We start from the raw sequence: 24876 nt of genomic DNA, 5'->3' as shown, positions 1-24876 counted from the left end.
TCTAACCGTCCTGGGCGGAAGCCTGCAGCTCCTGCCCGGGGCTGCTCTCACACTCGCTGCTCGCACCCTCGAACTGCGAGCGATACAGCCGCGCGTAGGCGCCGCCCGCCGCGAGAAGCTCGTCGTGGGTGCCCTGCTCGACGATGTCGCCGTGCTCCATCACGAGAATCAGATCGGCATCGCGAATTGTTGAGAGGCGGTGCGCGATCACGAATGACGTGCGGCCTTCGCGAAGCGTATTCATCGCGTTCTGCACGAGGACCTCGGTGCGAGTATCGACACTTGAAGTCGCCTCATCGAGAATGAGCAGCTCGGGCCGCGCGAGGAAGGCACGCGCGATCGTGAGAAGCTGCTTTTCACCGGAAGACACGCTCGAACCTTCGTCGTCGATGATCGTGTCGTAGCCCTCTGGAAGCTGCTGCACGAAGTCATGCACGTGAGTAGCCTTGGCGGCTTCAAGCACCTCCTCGTCGCTCGCATCGAGGCGACCGTAGCGAATATTCTCGCGGATCGTGCCTTTGAAAAGCCACGTATCCTGCAGCACCATCCCGGTGCGGCTGCGCAACTCATCGCGCGTCATCTCGCGCGTATCCACGCCGTCAATCGTGATCGTACCACCATCGATCTCGTAGAAGCGCATGATGAGGTTGACGAGAGTCGTTTTGCCCGCCCCCGTGGGGCCCACGATCGCAACAGTCATCCCGGGACTCGCCACGAGTGACAAATCAGAAATGAGAGGCTTCTCGGGCGAATAGGAAAAGCGCACGTGCTCGAACCGCACCTCGCCACGACCAGGTGATGCGGCCTCGGGTTTGGGCCGGCGAGCGTCGGACCCCTCCCCCGGGCTCTCCGGGACCTGCTCCTCGGCATCCAAAAACTCAAAGATGCGCTCGGCCGATGCAACGCCCGACTGAAGCTGTGTTGCCATCGAAGCGAGCTGCGACACGGGCTGCGTGAACTGGCGCGAGTACTGGATGAAGGCCTGCACATCACCGAGCGTGAGCTGCCCCGAGACGACCTTGAGGCCGCCCACGAGCGCCACCGCCGCATAGGACAGGTTCCCCGCAAACATCATGAACGGCATGATGAGCGAACTGACCACCTGCGCACCAAGACTCGCGCGATACATCTCGGCGTTCTTCTTCTCGAAGCTCACGCGCAGATCGTCCTGGCGACCAAAAACCGACACGATCTCGTGGCCGGAGAACGCTTCCTCAACCTCCGAGTTGACCTCGCCCGTCGCATCCCACTGCTCCCCAAACAACTTCTGGGCGCGCTTGCCGATCACCGCGGTAATCACAAGCGCGAGCGGGATCACGATGAGCGCCACGAGCGTGAGAATCGGCGAGATCACGAACATCATGATGATCGTGCCGAGCACCGTGAGGCCCGAGGTAATGATGCCGCCGAGAGTGTTGTTGAGCGTGTTTTGAACGTTGTCGACATCGTTCGTGACGCGCGAGAGAAGGTCCCCGCGGCGACGCGAATCAAAGTAGCTGAGAGGCACGCGGTGCAGTTTCTCTTCGACGTCGCGGCGCAGCCTGTAGACGCTGCGGTACACCACGCGAATAAGCATGCGCGTTTCGAGCCACGTGAAGAACGCCGCGAGCACATAGAGGATCGTGACGGTGAGTAGCACCGTGTTGAGCGCACCAAAGTCGATCCCGTGACCGGGATTCAGGTCCATGCCCGAGACCATGTCCGCAAGCTGCTCTTGGCCACTCGCGCGCATTCCGGCGACAACCTGTTCCTTCGTGACGCCAGCCGGCAACCGCTTGGAGACGACACCGTTGAAGATGATGTCGGTCGCGCGGCCGAGGATCTTCGGGCCGATCACGCTCAGAATCACCGAGAGGACGCCGATTGCCATCGCGCCGAACAGCATTGCCTTTTCGGCCATGAGTTCGCGAAGGAGCCGCTTCAGCGACGGCCCGAAGTTGCGCGATTTTTGACCGGGGCGCAGGCCCCGCTCGCTCTGCTTCTTGTCCTCGCTCATTGCTTCGCCTCTTCCTCAAACTCTGAAGCCGCACCCTGCGAGGCCACAATCTCCTGATAGGTCTCGTTCGTCGCGAGGAGCTCCTCGTGCGTACCGCGCCCGACTATCCGTCCGTGATCGAGCACGAGGATCACATCGGCGCTCGTAATGGTCGATACGCGCTGGGCGACGATCACCATGAGCGCCTCGCGCGTTTCGGGTTTCAGGGCCGCGCGCAACCGCGCATCGGTCTGCAGGTCGAGCGCGCTGAAAGAGTCGTCAAAAAGGTAAATGTCGGGCTTAGACAGGAGCGCCCGCGCGATCGAGAGGCGCTGACGCTGACCACCCGACACGTTCGAACCACCCTGGGCGATCGGGGAATCGAGCCCCTCGGGCATTTCGGCAACGAAGTCGCGGGCCTGCGCAATCGTGAGGGCATGCCACACCTCTTCGTCGCTCGCCTCCGGCCGCCCAAACCTCACATTTGAGGCGACCGTCCCGCTAAAAAGATACGGGCGTTGCGGCACGTAACCGAGGCGACCGTGAAGCAACTCAGGCGCCGCCTCACGCACATCCACGCCATTGATCTTGACGGCGCCGTCCGTCACGTCGAAGAGCCGCGAGATGAGCCCGAGCAGCGTGGTTTTGCCCGAGCCTGTTCCGCCGATGATCGCCACTGTTTGCCCCGCGTGGGCCTTGAACGAAATGCCCTCGAGCACGGGCCGTTCCGCGCCCGGATACGCGAACGTAACGTCGTCAAATTCGAGCTCGGCGCGCGCACTTACACGCGGATCCCCCGGTTGAACAGCGACCTCTGGGGCAGGAAGCGCCACCGAACTGTGCGTATCGAGCACCTCCGTGATGCGCTCTGCGGAGACCATCGCACGCGGAATCATCATCGTCATGAACGTCGCCATCATGACCGCAATGAGGATCTGGATGAGGTAGGAAATAAACGCGACAATCGAACCGACCTGCATCTCGCCGCGGTCGATTGGACCCGCCGCCGCGAGCAACACAAGCACCGAGCTAAACGACAGCAGAAACATGATGATCGGGTTGATAAACGCGATCAGGTGCCCCACCCGTCGATTGATCTGCGTGAAGCGCTCGTTCGACACCTCGAAACGGCCCCGCTCATGGGGCTCGCGGACGAATGCACGCACCACGCGAATGCCCGTGATCTGCTCGCGAAGAATCAGATTCAGCTCGTCAATCCTCTCCTGCATCTCGCGGAACAGGGGCGCCGCACGCAGCACGATGACACCGATCGCGACGAGCATGAGCGGCACCATGACCGCGATCAGCCACGCAAGCTGTGCCTCCTGCTGGAGCGCGAGAACGACCCCGCCGATGCCGGTAATCGGCGCGGACACGAGGAACATGAGACCGAAGAACGACAGGTTTTGAAGCTGTTGCACGTCGTTCGTGTTGCGCGTAATAAGCGAGGCAGGAGTGAAATGGCTGATTTCCTTCGCGCTGAAGGACTGCACGCGATCGAACACATCGGAGCGCACGTCCCGCGCAAGCCTCATCGCAACCCGACCCGCGAAGTAGTTCGCGGCGCAGAGGGCGAGAATATTGGCAAAGCTCACGAGGAGCATCCAGCCGGCAAGGCGCCAAATCGCGTCGATATCACCCTTGGCGATGCCAAGATCGATGATGTCAGCGTTGAGCGTGGGCAGGTAGAGGGCGGCAAGCTGCGCCGCAGTTTCGAACACCGCGACGAGCACGAGAGAAAGCCACGACATTTTTGCGTAGCGCCACAGGAGTCTCAGGAGGGTCACGAGAGAGAAGAACCTTTCGTGCTCGTGCGGGTAAGGAGAGGCCGACGCCTGCCACGCCCGCAGTGACAATGCCCAAAGAATACAACCGATGCTGTTTCGCGACTATGGTGATCGCTCTCGACCGATTCTGCCGTGCACCGAGGGGCTGTATTAGCCTTGAGCGGTGAGTAAAACGACCCAGCGCATCGTCGTCCTGATCTTCGCTCTTGCCCTCATCATCCCCGCGGGGCTCGTGGGGATCGGGCAGTTCACGCAGAATGATCAGGGCGGTCGGCAGGTGGCCGACTCCGCGCAAGACACGCGCGCAAAGGTCGATCCCGCGACCCAGCCAAAGCCGACGAACACCACGGAACCATCGCGCGCGGACTTCCCGGGTATCGACGACGAAACCGAGGCGGGAGCAAAAGCAGCCACCACATATCTCTTTGCCGTGTACGCCTACATGATCGGCACCGGTGACACGAGCGCGTGGCGCGAACTCATGGACCCGTCGTGCGAGGAGTGCATGCGCTTTGCTGACAATGCGGAGCAACTTCACGCCGCGGGAGGCTGGATCGTGGGCGGCGAGATCACCCTCAGCGACGAGAAGGTGACGCTCACGAAGGGCAACGGTGCGAGTGATGGAGCCTCGACGACTGCGAAGGTCGACGCGACGTTCCACGAGGCCGCCGCAAAGCTCATCGATGACCCGACGCGCGAGCCCGCAACGCGCGGGGCGTCGCAGGGGAAGTTTTCCGTAGGTCTTCGTTTCGTTGACGGCCACTGGCGCGTGACGTCGATGGCGGTTGGTTAAGACAGCCGGCTAGGCGGGCCTGTACAGAAAGAGATCCGTGCGGTACGGCATCGCGACCCGGCTGCCGGGGTTGTAGCCGAGGTGCTCGTGGAGGTACCAGTCGAGATTGTCGAGGACCTTCGCTCGGGTTTTTTCCGAAGCGGTGAGATAGTAGCTGCGGGTCGTTGCAAGCCGTACGAAGTCCCACGTGGGGCGCTCATCTACCCAGTGTTCGACGTGCCGCTTCACAAGCTCGAGTCCCTCACCCACATCGGGGAGAAAACCTTCGCGTTGCACGTCGCCCGCGTGCGCAATCCGCGAATATCGATGCACCCACGGCACGCTCACATCGAGCGTGTTCCACACGAGAGCGAGCACTCCCCCGGGTGCAAGAATCCTCCGAACTTCGGCGCTCACCGCGCCCGTCTCAAACCAGTGCCACGCTTGCGCGGCAGTCACGATGTCTGCGCTTCCCGCCTCAAGAGTGGTGGCCTCTGCCGGCGCCACGCACGCCTCGAACCGCTGCGCCATTTGGCTCGCGACCGCTTGCGTGCGCGCCACTTCAAGCATCGACTCGCTCGTATCGAGCGCAGTGACGCGACAGCCTCGCTCAGCGAGCGCGAGCGAAAGCTTTCCCGTTCCGGCCCCTAGGTCAACCACGCGGGGGCGTGCAGCGGTTCCGATGGCTGCCACGATCAGGTCGAGAGCTTCAGCCGGGTACCCGGGCCTCAGCTCGTCGTAGCCGTCGCCCTCGCCTAGAAATCCCTTCGCGAGTTCCTCTTTGCGTTCCCGCGAGCCATAGCGCGGTTCATCCCGGCCCGAAATGTTGGGGATCGGGCCGGGAGTGCTTCGCCTGTCGTTCATGGTCACGAAAGACCACCCTAGCCGCGGCTCTTGATGCTCCGCGTGATGGTCTGCAGATTTAGCAAGGTTAACGGCACAACCGCCACACGGCGGCGAGCTCGTGCCCGCCGCCGATGGCGCCTCCATTCGGGCTAGTCGACGGGGCTGACCCGCACGAGGTTGTGGTCGGGGTCGGCTATCACGAAGGTGCGACCAAAGACGTCGTCGTGCGGTTCCTCGATCACGTGCACTCCTTTCGCGACCCATTCCTCGTAGACGTCGTCGATGGCAGAGGCGGGACCGGGAATCATGAGCCCGATTTCGTTCGTGCGCGGTGTCGCTGATGCGAGATTTTCGTCGTGACCGGTCCAGATTGCGAAAAGCACGCCGGGCGCGACCTCAAAAGCGACGTACCGCGGGCTGGTGAAGGTGGGTTCGATTTCGAACAGGCGACTATAGAAATCGGTGGATCGCTCGACGTCGCTGACGTAGGTCAGAAACAGATTTGGAGCCGGCATGGATCTCTCCTTATGTCAGTGGATCAGGGAGCCCCATATAATCAGGCATAGACGACACCTGCTGTCATGTTTTCTTTAAGGATTGGGAATGAAGTCGTCCCGCTTGTTGTCCATCCTGCTGCTACTGCAAACCCACGAACGAATGACCAGTCAAGAACTGGCTCGTCGTCTTGAGGTATCTTCACGCACGATCCTGCGTGACATCACGGCGTTGTCGGCTGCTGGGGTGCCGATCTACACCGAGCGGGGCCGGGGTGGAGCCATCGTGCTGGATCACCGGGCCCGGCTCGACGTCTCACGCCTCGATCCAAATGAACTGCAGCTGCTATCCGTCGCAGGACTAGATGAGGGTCTTCTTGAGCAGATCGGGCTCCATGCTGTACATGTCAGAACCCAGCAGAAGCTGACCGCTGTTGCGGCGCGTAAGCAAACCTCCGCCGCTCTGCCCTTGCCCGAGGTGCTCCACGTCGACCCCTCTGGATGGCTCACGGCCGAGCAGGAACTCGACGTGGCCGACCTTCTCACCGCTGCTCGAAATAGACAACGCATCCGCCTCCGATATCGACGCAGCGGCGAGAGCAGCGGGCAGTGGGTTGTCGCGGACCCTTACGGTCTCGTGAACAAAGCCGGATCCTGGTATCTAGTGGCTGACGTCGCCTCACAACCCCGCATGTTTAACACCAGCCGCATTGAGACCCGCGAGCTACTTACGGATTCCGCAGTGCTACGACCGGACTGCGATCTGCGCTCAGTGTGGCAAGAATTGCTGACCAGTTTTCAGTCGGCGCCTGGTATCGAGGTGCACGCACAGCTGCGCTCGACCCGCCTAGATCTGGCCCGACGAATCCTTAGAGGGCGAATGATCCGTATCGACGGCTCCGAGGACGAGTGGACTCATATCGTCGTCCACTATCCAGACGTTGAATCGGTTCGGCAGCTCCTCCAATTCGGAGACCACATTCGGATCTTAAGACCAGCCGCAGCGGTGGTTCGATTCCGCGAGATCGCGGCCCAGATCGTGCAGTTTCACTCAGCACAAAGCACTGCCGATCATCGCCGCCGCGATCGCTAACCAGCCCTCGAGAAGAGGTGGATGCCAAGCGCGACGATGAACACTGTTCCGCTCGCCATCGCGAGCAGGAGTTCTACGAGAATGCCAATCCCGAGGGTTTTCAAGGTGGAGAGCGTCGAGTTGAGGGCGTCGTGGAACTCGCGCTTGCGGCTCAGCTCTACGAGGAAGAAGCCGAGAATGAACCCGATGAGGAGGCCCGGGCCGGGAATGAGGAACAGGCCGAGGATCGCGCAGCCGATCGCGACGAAGATCGCCCACGTGGGCACTTCGCTCTGTTTGAGCTTCCGCCCAGTGAGCACGTAGCTGCTCGCCATGCCCGCGATCGAAAACATCGCCACCAGCGCGAACGCAACCCAGCCCGTCCAGCCGCCGATCCCTATGGCCCATACGAGCATTCCGGTAAGGATGAGGAACGACCCGGGAAGCACGGGCAGCACGATGCCCGTGATACCTACCGCGAAGGCGAGCGCGGCGATGATTGTCACGATGATGTCCACGGGCACGGTGTTCTCCTTAGTGCGTGGCGGGCAAGGGGCAATTTGGACGCCGCTGGCGGAGACTTCAGTCTATAGAGATTCGCGCAGGCACCGCTCGCTACACACTCACGCTGATGCGCGAGGTACCGTCGGACTTTCTTTCCACGTGCACCTTCTCCGCGATCTGTGTTTTGAGTTCGGCGACGTGGGAGATGATTCCCACCGTGCGACCGTGGGCGGCAAGTTGGCGGATCTCGGCGATCACACCCTCGAGTTTTTCCGGGTCGAGCGTGCCGAAGCCTTCGTCGATAAAGAGGGTGTTCATCTGCACCCCGCCGTTTTCTCCGCTCACGACGTCGGCGAGGCCGAGCGCGAGTGCGAGTGACACGTAGAAGGTTTCACCACCCGAGAGGGTCGAGGGCGAGCGAGAGGAATCATTGCGCAAGTCGAGCATGTCGAGGTCGAGCCCAACGTGCTTGCGGCCTGCTTTTTCGGGTTGGGCAAGGCGGATCTCGTAGATCCCACCCGAGAGAGTCGATAGCCGCGCATTCGCGGCCTCGATGACCTTCTCGAAGCGGCGCATGACCGCGAACGTCGACAGGGTGAGACGTGCTTTCGCATCGCTCGAGTTGCCCGTCGCGATATTCGCGAGGTGAAGTATTTCGCTTTGGCGCGCCGAGCGTTTCTCGTGCGCGGTGGCAAGAGCCGTGAAATCTGTGCGTGCGCGTTTCACGCGCTCGAGCTCTTTCGCGCGAGTCGCGTGGGTTCCCGCGGCTTCCGTGTGTGCATCGCGGGTCTCGCGCACGCGCGCTGCCGCGGTCTCGAGCGCCGCGGCTGCATCTCGCTGGGCTTCTTCGCTCGCATCAATGCCCTCGAGACGGCCGTCCGCGCGGGCATCCTCGATGAGCGCGGTGAGCGAAGAATGCTCCTTCACGGTGTCCTCGAGCGATTGTCTACGGTCGGGGGCAAGACGCGCCTGCGCCACTTTCTCTATGGTTTCGAAGCCGCTGCCCTCGAGAGACTCGTTGAGGTGCGTTTGAGCCCGCTCGTGCGCAGAACGAGCCTCCAGGGCTTTGTCGAGCAGTTTCGCGTGCGCGCGAGCATCCTTACCCTCCGTTAGAAGCGCGAGGCGTAGCGCCGCGATGCTCCCGTGCGAGTCTTCGTGGGCCGAAAGCTCCTGTGCAATAGCCGCGCGGGTCTCGGTTAGAGCTTTCTCGAGGTGCTGAGCTTCGAGGGCGGCACGCTCGGCGGCGAGCGCCTCCTCGTGCGCTTCACGTTCGAGCGAGGCCGTTCGCTCGTCGAACCGCGAGATCTCCGTTTTCACTCGCTCACGCTCGCCCTCGGCTTCGCGCGCAAGCTCCTCCTCGCGGGCAAGCGCAACACCCTCGCTCCTCAAGCGTTCGATGAGTTCAGGAAGCTGCTCCTGGAACTTCGCGAGATCCCCCTCGACGCTCTCCCCCCACGCCCGCTCGAGCGCATCGAGGTGGAGTGCCTTGGTGGCGGCAGCCGATGCCCGTGCCTCGCTCAGGCCCTGTTCGGCCTCCACTCGCGCGCGTTCGGCCGCCGCAGTGCGCTCTTGGCTCACGAGCTCATCGTCGGTGTGCGCGGGTGCCGGGTGCTCACACGCCCCGCACACGGGGCATGCCTGGCCGTCCTCGAGGTCCGCCGCGAGCTCGAAGGCGATCGCGTCGAGGCGTTTGCGCCGAAGACGTGCCTCTTCCTCGCTTGCACGCTTGAGAGCCGCGAGCATGTCGCGTTCATGCTGCGCGCGCGACGAGTAGGTTTCGAGGGTCGTGCTCGCCTCCTTCGCGGTGCGCTCGCGCGCGGCATGGGACTCGCGCCTTTCTATGAGGGCCCCGAGGCTCGAGGCCCGCTCGGTTGCCTCGCGAAGCTTCTCGGCGAGCACTTCACGTTCCGACGGCCGCTCGTTCAACAGCGTCGCCTTCTCTTTCGACGCTTCCGCCGCCCTTTCAGCCTCGCGAGCGGCCTCTTTCACCTCGGTCGCACGTCGAGGTAGCGCTGCTTCCTCCTTTTCGAGGCTCGCGAGCGCAGCGGCCGCTCCCAGTGCGCTTTCGCTTCGCTGATGGTTCTTGTCGCTTAGCGCCCCCCACTGGGAGACTTGCCCACGTTCGGCTTCGGGAAGTGCCGTCGCGGCGGCGTCCAGCGCTGCCGCCGCGCTCTTTTCATGCGCGTGGGCGTAGAACGGTTTTTCGGCACGTTCGTGAGAGGCAAGGCTTTCGCGGGCTTTGCGCGCCGCCCCTTCAATCGATGCCCGTTTCTTCTCGTGGGCGTCGAGCTGGGCTTTGCGAGCGAGCAGATCGTGGCGTTCGGTGGCTTTCTTCGCGGCTTCCGCCGCCTCGTTCGAGGCTGCCTTCGCTATGTCCAGGATGCGCATGGCTTCGCGAGCGGCGGCTTCGGAGGAATTCTCGAGCTCCTCGCCAATAGCCCTGGCACGCTCGAGACCCGCCGGGGTGAAATCCCGGGTATCGGTGAGCGCCTGCATGCGCTGCTCATCGCTGACCGATGCCGCCTCGAGGACCCGCTGGAGGGCCGCGCCGAGTTCCGCTTTTGAGGCGTCGACGTCACGTTGAGCCTCGCGTCTGAGTTCGCCGAATGATTGTTCGATCTGCTCGTACAGCTGAGTCTGGAAGATCCGTTCGAGCACAGTCTTGCGTTCACTCGTGTCAGCTTTGAGAAAGCGGGCGAACTCGCCCTGAGGAAGCACGACTGTTTGGGTGAACTGCGCGTGCGTGAGGCCGAGCAGTTCCTGAATCTCCCGGCCAACGTCGGCCGGTCGGTTGGCGATCGGCTCGATCTCTTCCGCGCGTTCGGTGCCAGCGATCGCCTCACCTAGCGCTTCGGGCGAGGCTAGCCGCCAGAGCTTCGCGCTCTGGTTCTCATGCACGGGAGCGCCTTTTCCACGCAGTCGAGCGCGCTCGTAGGCGGGGGTGCGCCGCACGCGGTAGATCCCTCGTGGAACCTCGAAAAAGAGGTCCACGACGCTCGGGTGCGTATTGGGCATGAAGTCGCTTCGCACTCGCGCATCGCTCGAGCCGCCGCCCGCAACATTGCCGTAGAGGGCAAAGACGATCGCATCGATGATGGTGGACTTTCCAGAACCCGTGGCGCCCTCGAGGAGAAAGAGGCCGCTCGCGCCGAGCGCATCGAAATCGAGTTCGACTTTCTCCCTAAACGGCCCGATGCCCTCAAAACTCAGGTGGTGAAGTTTCATGGATTCAGGAAGCCTTTCGCTGTGCGTGCGACTCCGTGAGATCGGCACGTGCGCGCGCATCGGCGAGCACCTGCTCGATGATGTCTCGTTGCACGGCGCTCGGTTCGGCACCCGTGACGTAGTCGAAGAATTCCGAGATGACCTCCGTCGGTGAAGCCTCGCGCGTCACAACCGGCGCGGCACTAGATTCCGTTTCGCGTGTGGAGCGGAACTCCGTAAAAAGGAGATGTGGAAGCGCCGCGCTCAGGACCTGCTGAAGGTGCGCGGGGCGAGTTTCCTCCCGCACGATCGCGTGGACCCAATCCTCCGAATAGTTCGGGGCACTATCGAGAATCTCTTTGAGAGAGCCGTCCAGTTCGATGAGTCGGCGGCGCACGGGGGTGGGAATACGTTCCACCTCGACCAACCCCGAGGAGTCCATCTCGACAAGAAGAACGGCTTTGGTGTGGTGACGCTCCGAGAACGAGAAGGCCAGAGGGCTTCCCGAGTACCACGCGACGGGCCGCTCGCCAGGGACAAGCGCACTCATGTTTTGGCAGCCGTGGAGGTGGCCGAGCGCGACGTAGTCGACCCCCGCAAACACGCCACCGGGAACAGACGCCACACCACCCACGCTCAGGTCGCGTTCGGAATCCGAGCCGTCCCCGCCCGCAACGAAGGTGTGGGCAAGCACGACGCTTCGCGGATGCCCGAGAATCTCGAGTTTTGCACGGACTCGATCCATCGCCTGCACCGTAACGTCTTCGTGCGTGCGAGGAAGCGGGTCCCCACCCTTGGGAGCGAGGCTGTAGCGCGCAAGATCCGGATCAAGGAAGGGCAGCCCGAAAAAGAGCACCTCACCGTGCTCATCGGCAACCGAAACCGGGTGCTCGATCCCTTCGACATCCGCGAGAATGTGAATGCCGGGCCGCATGAGTTTTGCGCCAAAGCCGAGCCGCACCGCCGAATCGTGGTTGCCTGGCGTGAGGATCACCGTGGTTTCTTCCGCGAGCGCTGCGAGCGACTCGTGCAGAAGCTCAACCGCCTCGACGGGCGGGACCGAGCGATCGTAGATATCGCCGGCGATCACGAGAGCGTGCGCTCCGGTTTCACGGACCTTCGCCAGAAGGAAATCCTGGAACTCCCGCTGGTATTCGTGCAGGTTCTCACCGTGCAAGGTGCGCCCGAGGTGCCAATCCGACGTGTGAAGAATTTTCATGCTTTCACTCTAAGAGGAGGGTGGGACATTTAAACTCACCTCATGACGTCTGCGCCTTTTTTCGCCTTCGTAGCCGCCCTCGCAAATGCCGTGTTCTTTCTGCCCAAAGTTCCCGAAGCCGCCGAGCCGGTTGCCTTCCTCCCCGGCGCGGATAAATTGGGACACATCCTCGTGTTTGCTTTCACGACCTGGGCGTTTTCACGACTTCTATGTCTCGAAGACTCGCGGGCTCTCTCGTGGTCCCCTCGTGCTGAGAGTGGCGCGCACCAGCGTGGGAACACGAGGCTCGAGACAGTTTTCGGGGTCGTGAAGGTCCGACACTTGCTCGTTCTCATTGCCGTCCTCCTCCTGTGGGGCGCCGCGATCGAAGTCCTGCAATCGTTCATGCCCGCGCGCTCAGCAGATGTCACCGACGCGCTTGCCGACGCATGCGGAATCGCCCTCGGAGTCGGAGCGCTGTGGATCGAACTCGCGCTCGCCCAGCGGTCCCGCACCCGCCGCACCGCAGGATAACGACTGCGACATGATCGCGAGCCTCACGACAGTCGCGCGGCTCACAGGATGTGGAGCTTTCTTTCACGTCACCGATTTACCGTTATGGGCGGCCATAGCCGAGTCGCATCACTGAAGGACCAGATCGTTCATGCCCCTGCTCCCCGCGTTCTATCGCAAGACCGTGCCCGCCAAAGATGGCGCAAGTTGGCCCCATGTCGTGGTCGTTGGCGGCGGCTTCGCCGGCGCCCACCTCGTGCTTGCCCTGCGCGATGCTCGCGTGCGGGTCACGCTCATCGATCGGAACGTGTACAAGACTTTCCAGCCGCTCCTCTATCAGGTTGCGACCGCGGGCCTCAACTCTGGCGACGTCACGATGTTCCTGCGCGGGCTCTCCCTCCACGCCCCCAACATGCGCTTTCGCCAGGGAGAGGTCACGGGGATTGACACCGACGATCAGGTCGTGAAGCTTTCCGACGGAGGCTCGGTGCGCTACGACCACCTCGTTTTGGCAAATGGCGCCACCACGAACTATTTCGGCACCCCGGGCGCGGAAGAGTTCGCGATGCCGATGTACACCCGCTCGCAGGCTCTCGAGATCCGCGAGCGGATCTTCGCGGAGCTCGAGCGTGCCACGCAGCTCACGGAGATGAGCTTCACCGACCGCCTCGCCATTTCGATTGTGGGCGGTGGCCCCACGGGCGTGGAAATCGCGGGGGCACTCGCTGATTTCCGCATTAGCGAGCTCGATGTGCTCTACCCCGAGGTGGACCCGGGAACGCTCGAGATTTCCCTTATTCAACGCGGCGATGAGCTCCTCAAAGCCTTCGAGCCTCAGCATCGCGAGTATGCGGCGCGCGAGCTTGAAAAGCGCGGCGTGACGCTGCGCCTTGGCCAGGGTGTCGAGGAGGTCGGCTACGACTTTGTGCGCCTCGCCGACGGCAGCTACGTCGAATCAGACATCACGATCTGGGCCGCCGGCGTGAGCGTGTCGACGTCCGTCAACGCGTGGGGTTTCCCGCAGGGGCGCGGGGGGCGAATCGATGTCGATCCCACCCTTCGCGTCAAGGGCTATGACAACGTGTGGGCCGCGGGTGATATCGCCGGTGGCGATGATCCACAGCCGCAACTCGCCCAACCCGCCGTGCAAATGGGCCAGCACGTGGCCCGCGCGATCAAGGCCCTCGTCGACGGCGATGAGGACGCTGCACACAAACCGTTCCACTACAACGACCTGGGGGCGATGGCGACGATCGGTCGGCGTGCCGCTATCGCGGAACTGCCCGGAGGCGTGAATCTCCAGGGCTCGATCGGGTGGCTCGCATGGCTGGGCGTGCACGTCTCGAAGTTGCTCGGTACACGCAATCGCCGTTCGGTTGCCGCGAACCTCCTGTATCTCTACAACGGCACGGGCATTTCCCGTGTGCCGAACCCGGTCGTGGGTGACGTGGATTCGCTCGGAGCTCGCAGGGCCTTTCGGGAAAATGCGCCGATTCGCCGGTTCGGCTACCAGGCCGGCAAACGGTTCAAGGATCCGGGCAGGCCGCGCATGCGCCGCTAGGGTGATGCCCCGGGTTTTACACGGGTTTTAAGCGCGCTACACGCTTAACGGTTGTTTCGTGGCCTATCGTGAGGTGGAGCGCGGTGAATCTTCCGCGTGGAATCTCTATCGCTCGCCTGACCACGAGGACGCACCCCATGGCCCAGCCCCGCACGACTGCGCTTCGCCGCCGCCTGAGCGGTGTCGTCGCAGGAGCGAGTGTGCTTGCCTCGGTACTGGCGATCTCGGGTACGGTGCCGTTTGAGACAGTGAGCGCTTTTGCTGTCGACACCACCTGCACACCGGGAACCGTCACCCTTTCCGAAGCAAAGGTCGAAAAGGGAAAGGCGTTTACGGCACTCGTATGCGGCCTCAAGGAAGGCACGCAGGTGCGAGGCGAATACCGCCACGCCGATCCAGCCGTCGAACTCGAAGCGACCGCAACCCCCACCGAAGGTAATCCGGTCGAGCTCCCGCCGCTCGGTTATTCGCGTGACACCGCGATTGTGGACGCCAACGGGCGTGCAAGAGTAACCTTCGTCATCGCGGAGCCCGGAAACTACATGGTCACTGTCGCCCCACTCAAGGGCGGCACGAAGTCCAGTGCGCAGGTCACCGTCACCGAGCCGGCTGAGCCCACGCCAACCCCGACTCCTGAACCGACGCCAAAGCCCGATCCCACCGATCCCACCGATCAGCCCTCGCCTAGCCCGACGCCGAAGCCGGAGCCAAGCCCTACGGATCAACCTGACCCAACCCCCACGCCGACGCCGGATCCCAAACCAACTGCGGAGCCTACCGCCACCCCGAAGCCGGATCCCACGGAGAAACCTGCACCTTCACCAACGGAACCGGCGTCCCCATCCTCGTCAGCGCGCCCTTCCCCGCGCCCTGAAACGGAAGCGCCGCTCCCCGCCGATCCGGGCGACAGCCCCGGCAGCACCGAACCCTCGACGACGCCCTCGCGCGAACAAACGGGTGAGCCCGAAGGATCCTCAACCGAGGCTGGCGGATCGAGGTTCGTGCGCTCTCACCCCTCCGCCATGTCCCGTATTCCTCAGCGAAGCGGCTACGGACGCTCAGCCGACTTCGGCGCCGTGGGAAGCGACTATTCGAAACTCAGCCACCACGGCACGAGTGGCAACGGCGATGCTGGCGGCATCGTCAGACCAGGCCCAACCCCGAGCCCGACGCCCGGTCAGCCTCAAGAGGAGCCGACGGAGGGCTCCACCCAGCTCATCACCGATCCCTCGCGGCAGCCGCTTGGCCTATCGGTCGCATGGCTCATCGGCGGCGTGATTGCGGGCCTCGGCCTCGCGGCTACGGGCGCGATCGTGCTAATGCGCCGCAATAGCTAGGCCAGGTACGCGGCGAGCGCCTCGAACTGATCGCGCGGGTGAAAGCCCGCCTCGGTAATTTTGCTCAGGTCGAGCGCGGAATTGATGGGGCGAAGCGCGATGCCCTTGTGTGTATCGAGGTATTCGGCACTTGAGACGCTTTGAACGTTCTCCGGGTCGTGCCCCGTGAGCTCGTAGACTCTCTGCGCGATCTCGAACCACGAGGTGATATCGCCTGAGTTCGTCACGTTGTAGGTGCCGAACGGCACCCGGGCGCGCAGCACAAAATCGATCGCACGCGCGATTTCATCCGTAAAGGTCAAACGCCCAAACTGGTCGTTGACGACCGAGGGCGACTCGCCATTAACGGCGTGTTCACGCATCGTCGCAACAAAATTCTTGCCCTCGCCGACAACCCAGCTCGTCCGGAGAATGTAGTGCGTATCGAGGGTCGAGACCGCGGCATCACCGGCCGCTTTCGTCTGTCCGTAGACGCCGAGCGGGGCGAAGCCTTCCTCCTCCGTGTGGAACGCGACCGAACCATCGAAGACGTAGTCACTCGAGATGTGCACGAGCACGGCACCCGCCTCACGCGCGGCCGAGACCAAAAGTGCAACCCCCTTGGCGTTCACCGCCCATGCTTCTCGGCGCCCCTCGGCACTTTCCGCGCCGTCTTTATCGGTATAGCCCGCGGCGTTCACGATCACACTGTAGGGCGAGAAATCAAAAGCGGCGATTGAGTCATGGGCGCCGACATCGAGGACCTCGCGGTCCACGAAATCAACATCGTCGCGACCGAGCCACAGCCCCTGGAGAGCTCGCCCTAGCTGTCCCGCGGCACCCACCACGAGGGTACGCTCGGGCGAGGAGGCCGCTTCTTGCCATTCGCGTTCGGCAGGCGGGGATGCAAAGTCGTGGGACACGGGCATTCCTTACTGTTCGTTTTTCGCGTATGTCGCTTCAGTTGCGGCCTTTGAGGCGCGCCACCACTGTTCGTTCTCGCGATACCACTCAATCGTCTCGCGGATACCGGCATCAAAGTCGCGGTGGCGAGGGCGCCACCCGAGTTCGTCCTCAAGCTTGCGTGCGTCGAGCGCGTAGCGCACGTCGTGCCCGGGCCGGTCGGCCACAAAGTCGATGTCGTCTCCGTCGCGCCCGAAGGCCTCGAGAATGACCCGCGCAACCTCGCGGTTGCTTCTCTCGCACTTCGCACCCACCAGGTACGTCTCACCGATGCGGCCCCGCTCGAGGATAGCAAGAACGGCCGAAGAGTGGTCGTCAACATGAATCCAATCGCGAACGTTCGCGCCGTCACCGAAGAGCCGCGGCCGCACTCCATCAAGAAGATTCGTGATTTGTCGGGGAATGAACTTCTCAACGTGCTGGCGAGGCCCGTAGTTATTCGAGCAAATCGAGATGGTTGCCCGTAACCCGAAGCTGCGTGTCCAGGCGCGTACGAGAAGATCGCTCGAGGCTTTCGTCGCGCTATAGGGAGAGCTTGGCCGGTAAGGGGATTCTTCCGTGAACCGCCGATCATCCTCGAGCGGTAGATCGCCGTAGACCTCGTCGGTAGAGACGTGGTGGAGACGCACGCCGAACTCGCGCACCGCTTCAAGCAGGGCAAAAGTGCCCACAATGTTCGAGCGCACGAACACGGTCGGGTCGCTCAGCGATCGATCGTTGTGGGACTCGGCAGCAAAGTGCACAACCGCATCCGTTTCAGGATCGAGGCTTTCGACAAGCGCACGAGTGGCTTCACGATCAGCGACATCGCCAACAACGAGACGCACGCGATCCTGGGGAAGACCCTCGAGGTTTGCCTCATTCCCCGCGTACGTCAAAGCATCAAGAACTGTCACCGAATAATCGGTGTGCGTGACGACATAGTGCACGAAATTCGAACCGACGAATCCCGCGCCACCGGTCACGATCAAGTGTGCAGCACCACCCATAGCTGCTAGTGTGCCACGACGACGAGCGCCAGACTGTTAGGCGAGTCTCCCGGCCCTCTCCCCACGCCCCAGCGCCATGATCGTAAAGCCCGCCTCGCGCCAGCGGGCCAGATCGAAGACCCCGCGTCCGTCGATCACCGCACGCTCGGCCACGAGCTCCGCGACACGAGCAGGATCAAGGTCGCGGTACACCTGCCACTCCGTCGCGAGGATGAGCAAGCGCGCGCCGCTCATCGCCTCCTCGAGATCGTCCACGAGGGTCAACTCCTCGTAGCGGCCTCGCACGACCGCGAGAGCCTGCGGATCCGTGATCCGCACATCAGCACCGTGGCGCGCGAGGGAAAGGGCGATGTCGATCGCGGGCGAATCACGCACGTCATCGCTATAGGGCTTGAATGCCGCGCCGAGAACCGTGATGGGCACCCCCGTGAGGTCCCCGTTGAAATACTCGAGGGCGAGCTCCACGGGGCGCGCGCGACGCTTCTGATTGATGCGATCGACGTTGCGGAGAAATTCGAAGGACTCCCCCACACCGTGCTCCTCCGCACTCGCAATGAAGGCCCGCACGTCTTTAGGGAGACAGCCGCCGCCGAAGCCGATGCCGGCTTTGAGGAAGCGTCGGCCAATGCGCTCGTCAAGACCGATCGCCTCGGCAACCTCGACAACGTCGGCGCCCGTCGCCTCACACATCTCCGCGACCGCGTTGACGAAACTGATCTTCGTTGCGAGGAACGCATTCGCGCTCACCTTCACGAGCTCGGCGCTCTCGTACCCGTACACAAGGCGGGGCGTCCCGGCCTCGAGGATCGAGGCGTACACCTCGTCGAGATGCGTGATGGAAAACTTCTGCTCCTCGTGCACGCCGTATACGAGGCGATCCGGGCCGAGCGTATCTTTCACCGCGTACCCCTCGCGCAAAAACTCCGGATTCCACGCGAGTTCGACGTTCGGAAGATCCGCAAATGCCTCGCTGAGGCCGCGCGCTGTCCCAACGGGCACGGTCGATTTGCCCACCACAAGGATCCTGTCGCGCGTCGATCCGGCGAGAATTTCCCTCAGGCCCTTGCGTACAGCATGGAGAGCGGCGAGATCCGCGGAGCCGTCGGACCCCTGCGGCGTACCCACGCACACAAAGTGCACGTCGCACTCGCGCACATCCGCGAGATCCGTCGAGAAATGGAGATTTCCGCGCTCGAGAGCTGCGGAGAGTTTTTCGGGGAAACTGGGCTCGAAAAATGGCGCTTCACCGCGCTCAAGCTTGGCGATCCTCTCGGTATCCACATCGATCCCCACGACATCGTGCCCCAGTTCCGCCATGCATACCGCGTGAACTGCACCAAGATATCCGAGCCCAATAACCGAGATTTTCATATATATCCTTGTGACGAAGAAGTAAGCGAATCTTTGACGGCGAAAAACCGTCATTGATTCGACCCTACCGACCGCACACTCACACCCCGGCCCGGGTTACCGAGAATTCACCGCGTACTTTCAGCCGTTCACGCGCCCGTTAACAATGTCTGGTTTCCGACGGTCGCCGCGACCACTCGACCCCACACGGATCAATCGTGCGGCGACGAGTGCGGGTCAGCGATCACGGCCGACTCGTAGTATTCGCGCAACTGTTCTTCTTGCGTGAACGTCAAATGACCGAGCCCGTTCGCGCGCGGGGCATCCTCGAGAATTTCGCGCCGAACCGCGGTTCTGGGGCCACTTTCATCAAGGTCAATATATTCGTAGGGAATATAGATTTCACGCGTACCGAAAGGCCCGAGTGCAAGCGTCACAAAAGAGATTTTTTGAGTGCGATCATTGAGGAAAATTTCGCACACTTTACCGAGGCGCGCACCGGAGGCATCGCGCACGAGAGCGTTGCGGAGTCGATCAAGCTCAACCTCGGTCGCCATACACGCTACTTTCTGCTCGTCGGGGTAAACGGATCGGCTTCGCGCAGCGGGATGACGAACATGCGCAAGAAAATCGAGAGGTCATGGTCATAGAGGCCATCGCCCATGAGGGCATCGCGCATGAAGACCCCCGTCCACATCGCGACGATCGAGCGGGCAATCCACTCGGGGCTCGCACCTTCGTCGAGCCAGCCCTTTTCTTCGTACATCTCAAAAAGGGCGGTGAGCTTCTCTTCTGCCATCGTCTGCATTCCCACGATCGCTTCGTGACCGGGGTGATCCTTTTCGACAGCCTCGGCCCTCACGACGGCGAACATCACGGACTGGTACTGCCGCACCGCATCCCAGTCACGAATCGCCGCGGGCTCTTGCGCCGTCTCGACGAAGTCATCGATGAGCTCTTCAAAATGGCGTGCCGCGCGCTCGAGGACCGCCTGGAGCAAGGTTTCCTTACGGGAAAAATGATGGAGCATACCCGGGTGGGAGATTCCCACGCGCTCGGAAATATCGCGAAGCGACGTGCCACGGTAGCCGTACGTGGAGAACAGGAGCGTCGCTTCCTCGAGGATGACCTCGCGAGTGCGCTCTCCGCGCGCCCGCGTGAGGTTGACTCTGGCGCCGTGATCGGGCGATGGATCGGCCGTGCGACGGGCTGCTCGGCGATCGGGGGTCATGGGCAACACTCCTAGGCTCTGTGACGGCGCGTGAACCTTGTGGCTGCTACGCACGCTCGCCCGCACAACACTGTAGGGTCACGACCTGCACGTACGCTAAGTTACGGCGATGAGCATGGGGGTGGATTCACGGGCGAATACCAATATTTCCAGCAGTTACTCCCAGTATGTCACAGCTTCGAGGCTTCAGCCCGCAAGCCGCTCGCATATCTGCACCGCGTTGAGGGCCGCGCCCTTGCGAAGGTTGTCCGAGGACACGAAGAAGATAAGTCCGCGACCATCCGGAACCGCCTGATCACTGCGGAACCGCCCCACGAATGTGCCGTCGCGCCCTGCAGCAAGGCGCGACGTGGGCACATCAACGAGGTCGACGCCCACCTGGGCCCGGACCGCTTCCTCGGCTTCGTCCACGGTGATCGGCCGCTCAAACTCGGCGTGGATGCTGAGCGAATGCCCCGTGAACACCCCAATGCGCACGCACGTGCCCGACACACGGAGATCCGGAAGATCGAGAATGCGCCGGGACTCATTGCGGAGTTTTTGCTCTTCATCGGTCTCGAGCGAGCCGTCGTCCACAAGCGCCCCCGCGAACGGGACCGCGTTGAACGCGATCGGAGCTGGATACACGCATGGCGCCGGCTCAGCATCGACTCGGCCATCGAGGGCGAGCGACTCAAGGTCATTCACGTGGGCGCGCGTTTGGTTCGCAAGCTCGTCGACGCCTTTGAGGCCGCTGCCGGACACAGCCTGGTAGGTCGCAACCGTGAGCCGCTCGAGCCCGGCGCGCTCGTGAAGAGCCTTGAGGGTCGGCATCGCCGCCATCGTCGTGCAGTTCGGGTTCGCAATAATGCCTTTCGGCGCTTTCTCGGCACACTCTCCGTTCACTTCGGCGACAACGAGCGGGACATCCGGATCCTTACGCCACGCGGAACTGTTGTCGATCACAGTGGCACCGGCGCGTGCAAACACGGGAGCGAGGCGCTTCGAGGTCGCACCACCCGCGCTGAACAACGCGATATCGACCGTATTGCCCTCACCCTCGAGCACTGCGGTCTCGGCGTTTTCTACCACGAGGTCCTCGCCATTGACACGCATACGCGTACCCGCCGAACGCTCGGACGCAAAAAGGCGGATTCGCGAGTGCCGCACGCGACGCTCTTCGAGAAGCGCGAGCATGACACGGCCCACCTGGCCCGTTGCCCCCACGACAGCAATGACCGGCCCCGACGGGTCCCTATCCATAACCTTTTCGCCCATTGCCCTCTCCTTTCGGTCGCGCTCAGCGACCCGTTCCGGCGTAAATGATGGCTTCACCCTCGCCGTCGAGGCCGAAAGCCGTGTGGAGCACCCGCACAGCCTGGTCGAGCTCGTCGACGCGAGTCACGACGCTGATGCGGATCTCCGAGGTCGAAATCATCGAAATATTGATCCCCGCGTTCGACAGCGCGCGGAACGCCGTCGCGGACACGCCGGGGTTCGACTTCATGCCCGCGCCAATAATCGAGACCTTGCCGATCTGGCCGGTGTACCGCAACTCGCGATAGCCGATCTCGCTTCGCGCTGCCTCGAGCGCACGTGTGGCAGCCTCGGCGTGCGCCTCGGGAATTGTGAACGAAATCGCGACTGTACCGTCGACAGTTGAGACATTCTGGACGATCATGTCGACATGCGCGCCGACGGACGCGACGAGTTCGAAAATTGCCGCGGCTTTCCCGGGCGTATCGGGGACCTCGACGAGGGTCACCATACCCTCGCTGCGGTCGTGGGCGATGCCCGTGATCATCGGGGCCTCATGGCCCCCTTCTGTCAGGAATGCCACGGGGGCCTCCTCCTTCGTAGGTGAAACATCACAGGCGCCCGCGAGTGCGCCAAGGCGGGTAAGGTCGGGGTCGATCGGGAAGTCCCGATCGGGATCCTCGCAAATCACGGTGCCGATACGGCCGCTGTGGCTCGAACGCACGTGGAGTGGAACCTCGAAACGGCGCGCGTACTCGACACATCGAAGGGCGAGAATCTTCGCTCCGGCAGCGGCCATTTCCAGCATCTCCTCGGAGCTGATCTCGGGGATGCGGCATGCGCTCGACACGATGCGCGGATCGGCGGTAAAGATTCCATCCACGTCGCTGTAGATCTCGCACACGTCTGCCTCGAGCGCTGCCGCGAGGGCGACGGCGGTGGTGTCGCTCCCGCCGCGACCGAGAGTCGTGATTTCCTTCGTCGTGCGCGACACCCCTTGAAAGCCCGCGACGATGGCGACGTGACCGTTGTCGAGCGCGCTGCGGATACGCCCGGGGGTCACGTCAATGATGTGGGCGCCGCCGTGAAGCTCGTCGGTAATCATGCCCGCCTGCGAGCCCGTGTATGCCCGCGCGCTCACGCCATTGGCGTTGAGGGCCATCGAGAGCACCGCCATCGAGATGCGTTCGCCCGCCGTGAGCAGCATGTCGAGTTCGCGGGCGGGCGGCTGCGCGGTCACTTCTTGAGCGAGGTCGATGAGTTCATCGGTCATGTCCCCCATCGCCGAGACGACGACCACGACTTCGTGGCCCGCCTTCGCGTACAGAGCGATGCGCGCGGCGACGCGCTTGATCGCGGCGGCATCCTCAACGGAGGATCCGCCAAATTTTTGTACGACAAGCGCCATGGGCGAGCTTCCCTTTCGCGCGCGGGGTTACCGCGGTAGTGGCATGAATGCGGGGTGGTGCCATTGTGACAGGCGAGGCCGCGGGGATGAGTGCAGCGCGCCCGTTGCGTCTCACACTGTGAGGCGTCCCGCGTGCAGCTCCTCGAGACTCTCCGGGATATCGTGCTCGCCTTTGATCGTGGGAGGCTCGACCGTGGCGGGCGTCACCTGTTCTTCGCCGAGCCCAAAGTCGGGCAACACACCGGTTCTCGAGGCCGCCTTGGCGATTTGCTCGAGCGTCGCGTCTTTCGGTAGACCAAGTTTCATCGCCTGACGTTCGCGCAGAGCCGCCCTCACGCGCGGATCGTCCGCGAGATCCGTCCGTGTGCCGCGCTGAGGTGCAATGGCTGAGAACGGCACCTCTCTGCGCATGTACCAGCCCGCAGGGCCGTAAACGATCGTGCGCAGGTCAATCGCCATCGCGCGGTAGGTGGCGATCATCCCCAATGCGCTCGCCGCGAATCCCGAGATCCCAAGAACCCAGAGGTGCACTGGGCCCGCGAGGGCTGCGTCACCGGTCACCTGGAGCACGACGAGCAACGCGATGAGGCACACGGCTTCCACTGCGGCGAGACCAAGGGTTGTCACCCACACGACGCCCCGCTCCCATCGATTCACGGCCATGCGCTCAGTAATCGTGGGATAGGTGCGCTGATCCCGGACCCCCCGTTTTGATGGCGGTATGAGGTGGAACAGGGAGAGCACGAGCGGTGGCAGCCATGCGAAGGCGCCCAGCCACGCAATGAGCAGGATGAGTGCCGCGATGCGCGTCGTGAGGGAAAAATCCGTCGCGCCGGAGACGTCGCCAACGCCGCCATCGAACGTAAAAAGTTGCCCGAAATCGGCAAAGTAGTAAAACGGCACAACCAGCACAGCAACGGTCAGGACCTGCCACCAGCGGTACCGGGCGATAGTGCGGAACGACTGCGCCACGACGCGCGGGTTTGCGATGAACCTATTGCGCGGCAGGTGCCGACGATCCTGCGCGAATAGAACGCGCGTGTAGTGACCGTAGTTGTCCGTGCCAATCGCAGCCTGGCGCCTCATTTCCAGCTCGCCGAGTCCCGGCAGCTTCAGCGGGTTTGATGCACGCGCGAGTCCAGCCGCGAGAGGCGCGCTCAACAGTGCGATCACAAGCATCTGGAGGTACCCCGACACGACGATGTAAGAAAAGTCGGCGAGGATGAAGGTGTTACCGGGAAGCGCGGTAAGGATCATCGATAGGACGATCACTGCGAGCTCGGGGCACAGGATCCACTTCGCAAACGACCAGCCGATCGCCCTTCGAAACTCCTTCTCCGTGAGGTACTCGCGGGGGCGTAGCCGCGCAACCGACCGCAGACCGAGCGCTGCCGCCCCCAGACCGGCGAGCGCGCCTAAGGGCGCCGACCCAAAAGCTATGAACAGCACGACACCCGGTGACGCGCCGAGTCCGTTGAGGAGCGATGCCACGAACGATGGCTCGGCAATCGCGAAAATCGGCAAAAACAAAAACAGCGGGGTCAGCGAACCGAGAAACACCATCGCGAGCGCTCCCCAACTGACAAACCCCACAATTGCCATCCACACCCAAATCTTCCGGCCCGTGGCCGCGCGCATCGACCGCGCGGATTCGCACAAGACTTCCTCGGGAAGGTCGACGACGTCGTCTCCCGTGGGCAGCCTTTCCGGCTCGGGCAAGTCGAGCAGTGGCGGAAGTGACTGCGCCGAAGGCCCGGCGAGCGTCGGAATCCCCATGCCCTGGCCCGGCCTTCCCGGGTGAGTGCCCTGCACCATCGAAACCCCCTAGAAAGTGCGCCGCCCCGCGAACGCGCGGCCAAGAGTCATCTCATCAGCGTAATCAAGGTCCCCGCCGACCGGAAGGCCCGAGGCCAGACGCGTGACCTCGACTCCGGAGTCCGCAAGCGTGCGCGCGATGTAGGTGCTCGTCGCCTCGCCCTGAACGTTCGGGTCCAGCGCAAGGATCACTTCGGTGATGCCTCCTTGCGAGACGCGATCCTGAAGTTCCTGAATACGCAGGTCCGCCGGGCCGACTCCCCCGATTGGGTCGATCGCGCCGCCGAGCACGTGGTAGCGACCCCGATACTCGCGAAGCCGCTCGATCGCAAAAACATCGCGGGGCTCCTCCACAACGCACAGGAGCTCACCGTTGCGACGCTCGTCGAGGCAGATCGCACAGCGTTCTTCCTCTGCGATATTGCCGCACACCTCGCAAAAGCGGATGCGCTTTTTCACCTCGGTGAGGGTCGAGGCCAGCCGTTCGATCGACGCGCTCTCCGCACCGAGCACGTAAAACGCGATGCGCTGCGCCGACTTGGGGCCCACCCCGGGGAGCATCCCGAGTTCGTCGATCAGATCCTGCACGATTCCCTGAAACACACCTAAACTCTATGGCACGGGTGAGACAAATAAACTCGT

21 protein-coding genes are annotated in these 24876 nt (G+C 62.9%); 5 read left to right on the top strand and 16 right to left on the bottom strand.

Annotated elements, in window-relative coordinates:
• Position 1: 1 nt before the first annotated feature.
• Together HMPREF1484_RS04280 and HMPREF1484_RS04275 are read right to left on the bottom strand one after the other, a co-directional pair.
• Positions 2-1996, bottom strand: a complete 1995-nt coding sequence (locus HMPREF1484_RS04280) for an ABC transporter ATP-binding protein (RefSeq protein WP_016663794.1) — start codon at positions 1994-1996, stop codon at positions 2-4.
• On the bottom strand, positions 1993-3726 hold the full coding sequence (locus tag HMPREF1484_RS04275; protein ID WP_051120691.1) for an ABC transporter ATP-binding protein: 1734 nt from the start codon (positions 3724-3726) through the stop codon (positions 1993-1995). Before HMPREF1484_RS04275 ends, HMPREF1484_RS04280 begins: the two co-directional genes overlap by 4 nt.
• 199 nt (positions 3727-3925) lie before the next feature.
• Here HMPREF1484_RS04275 and HMPREF1484_RS04270 point away from each other — a divergent pair, with 199 nt between their 5' ends.
• Positions 3926-4555, top strand: coding sequence for a DUF6318 family protein (locus tag HMPREF1484_RS04270; RefSeq protein ID WP_016663792.1), 630 nt, complete (start codon positions 3926-3928; stop codon positions 4553-4555).
• A gap of 9 nt (positions 4556-4564) precedes the next feature.
• Here the strand turns inward: HMPREF1484_RS04270 and HMPREF1484_RS04265 are convergent, their stop codons facing one another.
• Together HMPREF1484_RS04265 and HMPREF1484_RS04260 are read right to left on the bottom strand one after the other, a co-directional pair.
• Entirely contained in the window at positions 4565-5398 is an 834-nt protein-coding gene (locus HMPREF1484_RS04265) for a class I SAM-dependent methyltransferase (RefSeq protein WP_040386444.1), read from the bottom strand.
• A gap of 131 nt (positions 5399-5529) precedes the next feature.
• Complete coding sequence (locus HMPREF1484_RS04260; RefSeq protein ID WP_016663790.1) at positions 5530-5895, bottom strand: VOC family protein; 366 nt, start codon at positions 5893-5895, stop codon at positions 5530-5532.
• 88 nt (positions 5896-5983) lie between these two features.
• Here HMPREF1484_RS04260 and HMPREF1484_RS04255 point away from each other — a divergent pair, with 88 nt between their 5' ends.
• On the top strand, positions 5984-6967 hold the full coding sequence (locus HMPREF1484_RS04255; protein WP_016663789.1) for a YafY family protein: 984 nt from the start codon (positions 5984-5986) through the stop codon (positions 6965-6967).
• On the opposite strand, the gene HMPREF1484_RS04250 is transcribed toward HMPREF1484_RS04255, so the two are convergent.
• The 3 genes from HMPREF1484_RS04250 to HMPREF1484_RS04240 all read right to left on the bottom strand — a co-directional run bounded on the left by HMPREF1484_RS04250 (position 6964) and on the right by HMPREF1484_RS04240 (position 11873).
• Positions 6964-7470, bottom strand: coding sequence for a DUF456 domain-containing protein (locus HMPREF1484_RS04250; RefSeq protein WP_016663788.1), 507 nt, complete (start codon positions 7468-7470; stop codon positions 6964-6966). The two genes, HMPREF1484_RS04255 and HMPREF1484_RS04250, sit on opposite strands and share 4 nt — an antisense overlap.
• 91 nt (positions 7471-7561) lie before the next feature.
• A complete protein-coding gene (locus HMPREF1484_RS04245; RefSeq protein ID WP_070435616.1) occupies positions 7562-10675 on the bottom strand; it encodes an AAA family ATPase in 3114 nt (1037 codons plus the stop codon).
• 4 nt (positions 10676-10679) lie between these two features.
• The gene (locus HMPREF1484_RS04240; protein WP_016663786.1) at positions 10680-11873 is read right to left on the bottom strand and encodes an exonuclease SbcCD subunit D; all 1194 of its coding nucleotides are present in this window, start codon (positions 11871-11873) and stop codon (positions 10680-10682) included.
• A gap of 42 nt (positions 11874-11915) precedes the next feature.
• Here HMPREF1484_RS04240 and HMPREF1484_RS04235 point away from each other — a divergent pair, with 42 nt between their 5' ends.
• The 3 genes from HMPREF1484_RS04235 to HMPREF1484_RS04225 all read left to right on the top strand — a co-directional run bounded on the left by HMPREF1484_RS04235 (position 11916) and on the right by HMPREF1484_RS04225 (position 15263).
• The gene (locus HMPREF1484_RS04235) at positions 11916-12386 is read left to right on the top strand and encodes a VanZ family protein (protein ID WP_016663785.1); all 471 of its coding nucleotides are present in this window, start codon (positions 11916-11918) and stop codon (positions 12384-12386) included.
• A 130-nt stretch (positions 12387-12516) separates the two neighbouring features.
• Positions 12517-13926, top strand: a complete 1410-nt coding sequence (locus HMPREF1484_RS04230) for an NAD(P)/FAD-dependent oxidoreductase (protein WP_016663784.1) — start codon at positions 12517-12519, stop codon at positions 13924-13926.
• Between the two features lie 137 nt (positions 13927-14063).
• A complete protein-coding gene (locus HMPREF1484_RS04225) occupies positions 14064-15263 on the top strand; it encodes a hypothetical protein (protein ID WP_016663783.1) in 1200 nt (399 codons plus the stop codon).
• Here the strand turns inward: HMPREF1484_RS04225 and HMPREF1484_RS04220 are convergent.
• From HMPREF1484_RS04220 to recR, 9 genes are all read right to left on the bottom strand, one after another.
• The gene (locus HMPREF1484_RS04220; RefSeq protein WP_016663782.1) at positions 15260-16165 is read right to left on the bottom strand and encodes an NAD(P)-dependent oxidoreductase; all 906 of its coding nucleotides are present in this window, start codon (positions 16163-16165) and stop codon (positions 15260-15262) included. The genes HMPREF1484_RS04225 and HMPREF1484_RS04220 overlap by 4 nt on opposite strands.
• A 9-nt stretch (positions 16166-16174) precedes the next feature.
• On the bottom strand, positions 16175-17194 hold the full coding sequence (gene rfbB, locus HMPREF1484_RS04215; protein WP_016663781.1) for a dTDP-glucose 4,6-dehydratase: 1020 nt from the start codon (positions 17192-17194) through the stop codon (positions 16175-16177).
• A 36-nt stretch (positions 17195-17230) separates the two neighbouring features.
• Positions 17231-18565, bottom strand: a complete 1335-nt coding sequence (locus HMPREF1484_RS04210) for a UDP-glucose/GDP-mannose dehydrogenase family protein (RefSeq protein WP_016663780.1) — start codon at positions 18563-18565, stop codon at positions 17231-17233.
• Between the two features lie 191 nt (positions 18566-18756).
• Entirely contained in the window at positions 18757-19101 is a 345-nt protein-coding gene (locus tag HMPREF1484_RS04205; protein ID WP_016663779.1) for a PRC-barrel domain-containing protein, read from the bottom strand.
• Positions 19102-19106: 5 nt separating this feature from the next.
• Positions 19107-19775, bottom strand: a complete 669-nt coding sequence (locus tag HMPREF1484_RS10885) for a TetR/AcrR family transcriptional regulator (protein WP_016663778.1) — start codon at positions 19773-19775, stop codon at positions 19107-19109.
• Between the two features lie 186 nt (positions 19776-19961).
• Entirely contained in the window at positions 19962-21032 is a 1071-nt protein-coding gene (locus HMPREF1484_RS04195) for an aspartate-semialdehyde dehydrogenase (RefSeq protein ID WP_016663777.1), read from the bottom strand.
• 22 nt (positions 21033-21054) lie between these two features.
• Positions 21055-22419, bottom strand: coding sequence for an aspartate kinase (locus tag HMPREF1484_RS04190; protein ID WP_016663776.1), 1365 nt, complete (start codon positions 22417-22419; stop codon positions 21055-21057).
• A 111-nt stretch (positions 22420-22530) separates the two neighbouring features.
• Positions 22531-24234, bottom strand: a complete 1704-nt coding sequence (locus HMPREF1484_RS04185) for a hypothetical protein (RefSeq protein ID WP_016663775.1) — start codon at positions 24232-24234, stop codon at positions 22531-22533.
• A gap of 9 nt (positions 24235-24243) precedes the next feature.
• Positions 24244-24837, bottom strand: a complete 594-nt coding sequence (recR, locus tag HMPREF1484_RS04180; protein WP_016663774.1) for a recombination mediator RecR — start codon at positions 24835-24837, stop codon at positions 24244-24246.
• Positions 24838-24876: the final 39 nt, after the last annotated feature.

The organism is Dermabacter sp. HFH0086, assembly GCF_000413375.1.
Taxonomy (GTDB): Bacteria; Actinomycetota; Actinomycetes; order Actinomycetales; family Dermabacteraceae; genus Dermabacter; species Dermabacter hominis.
This window is presented reverse-complemented; position numbering and strand designations above follow the sequence as displayed.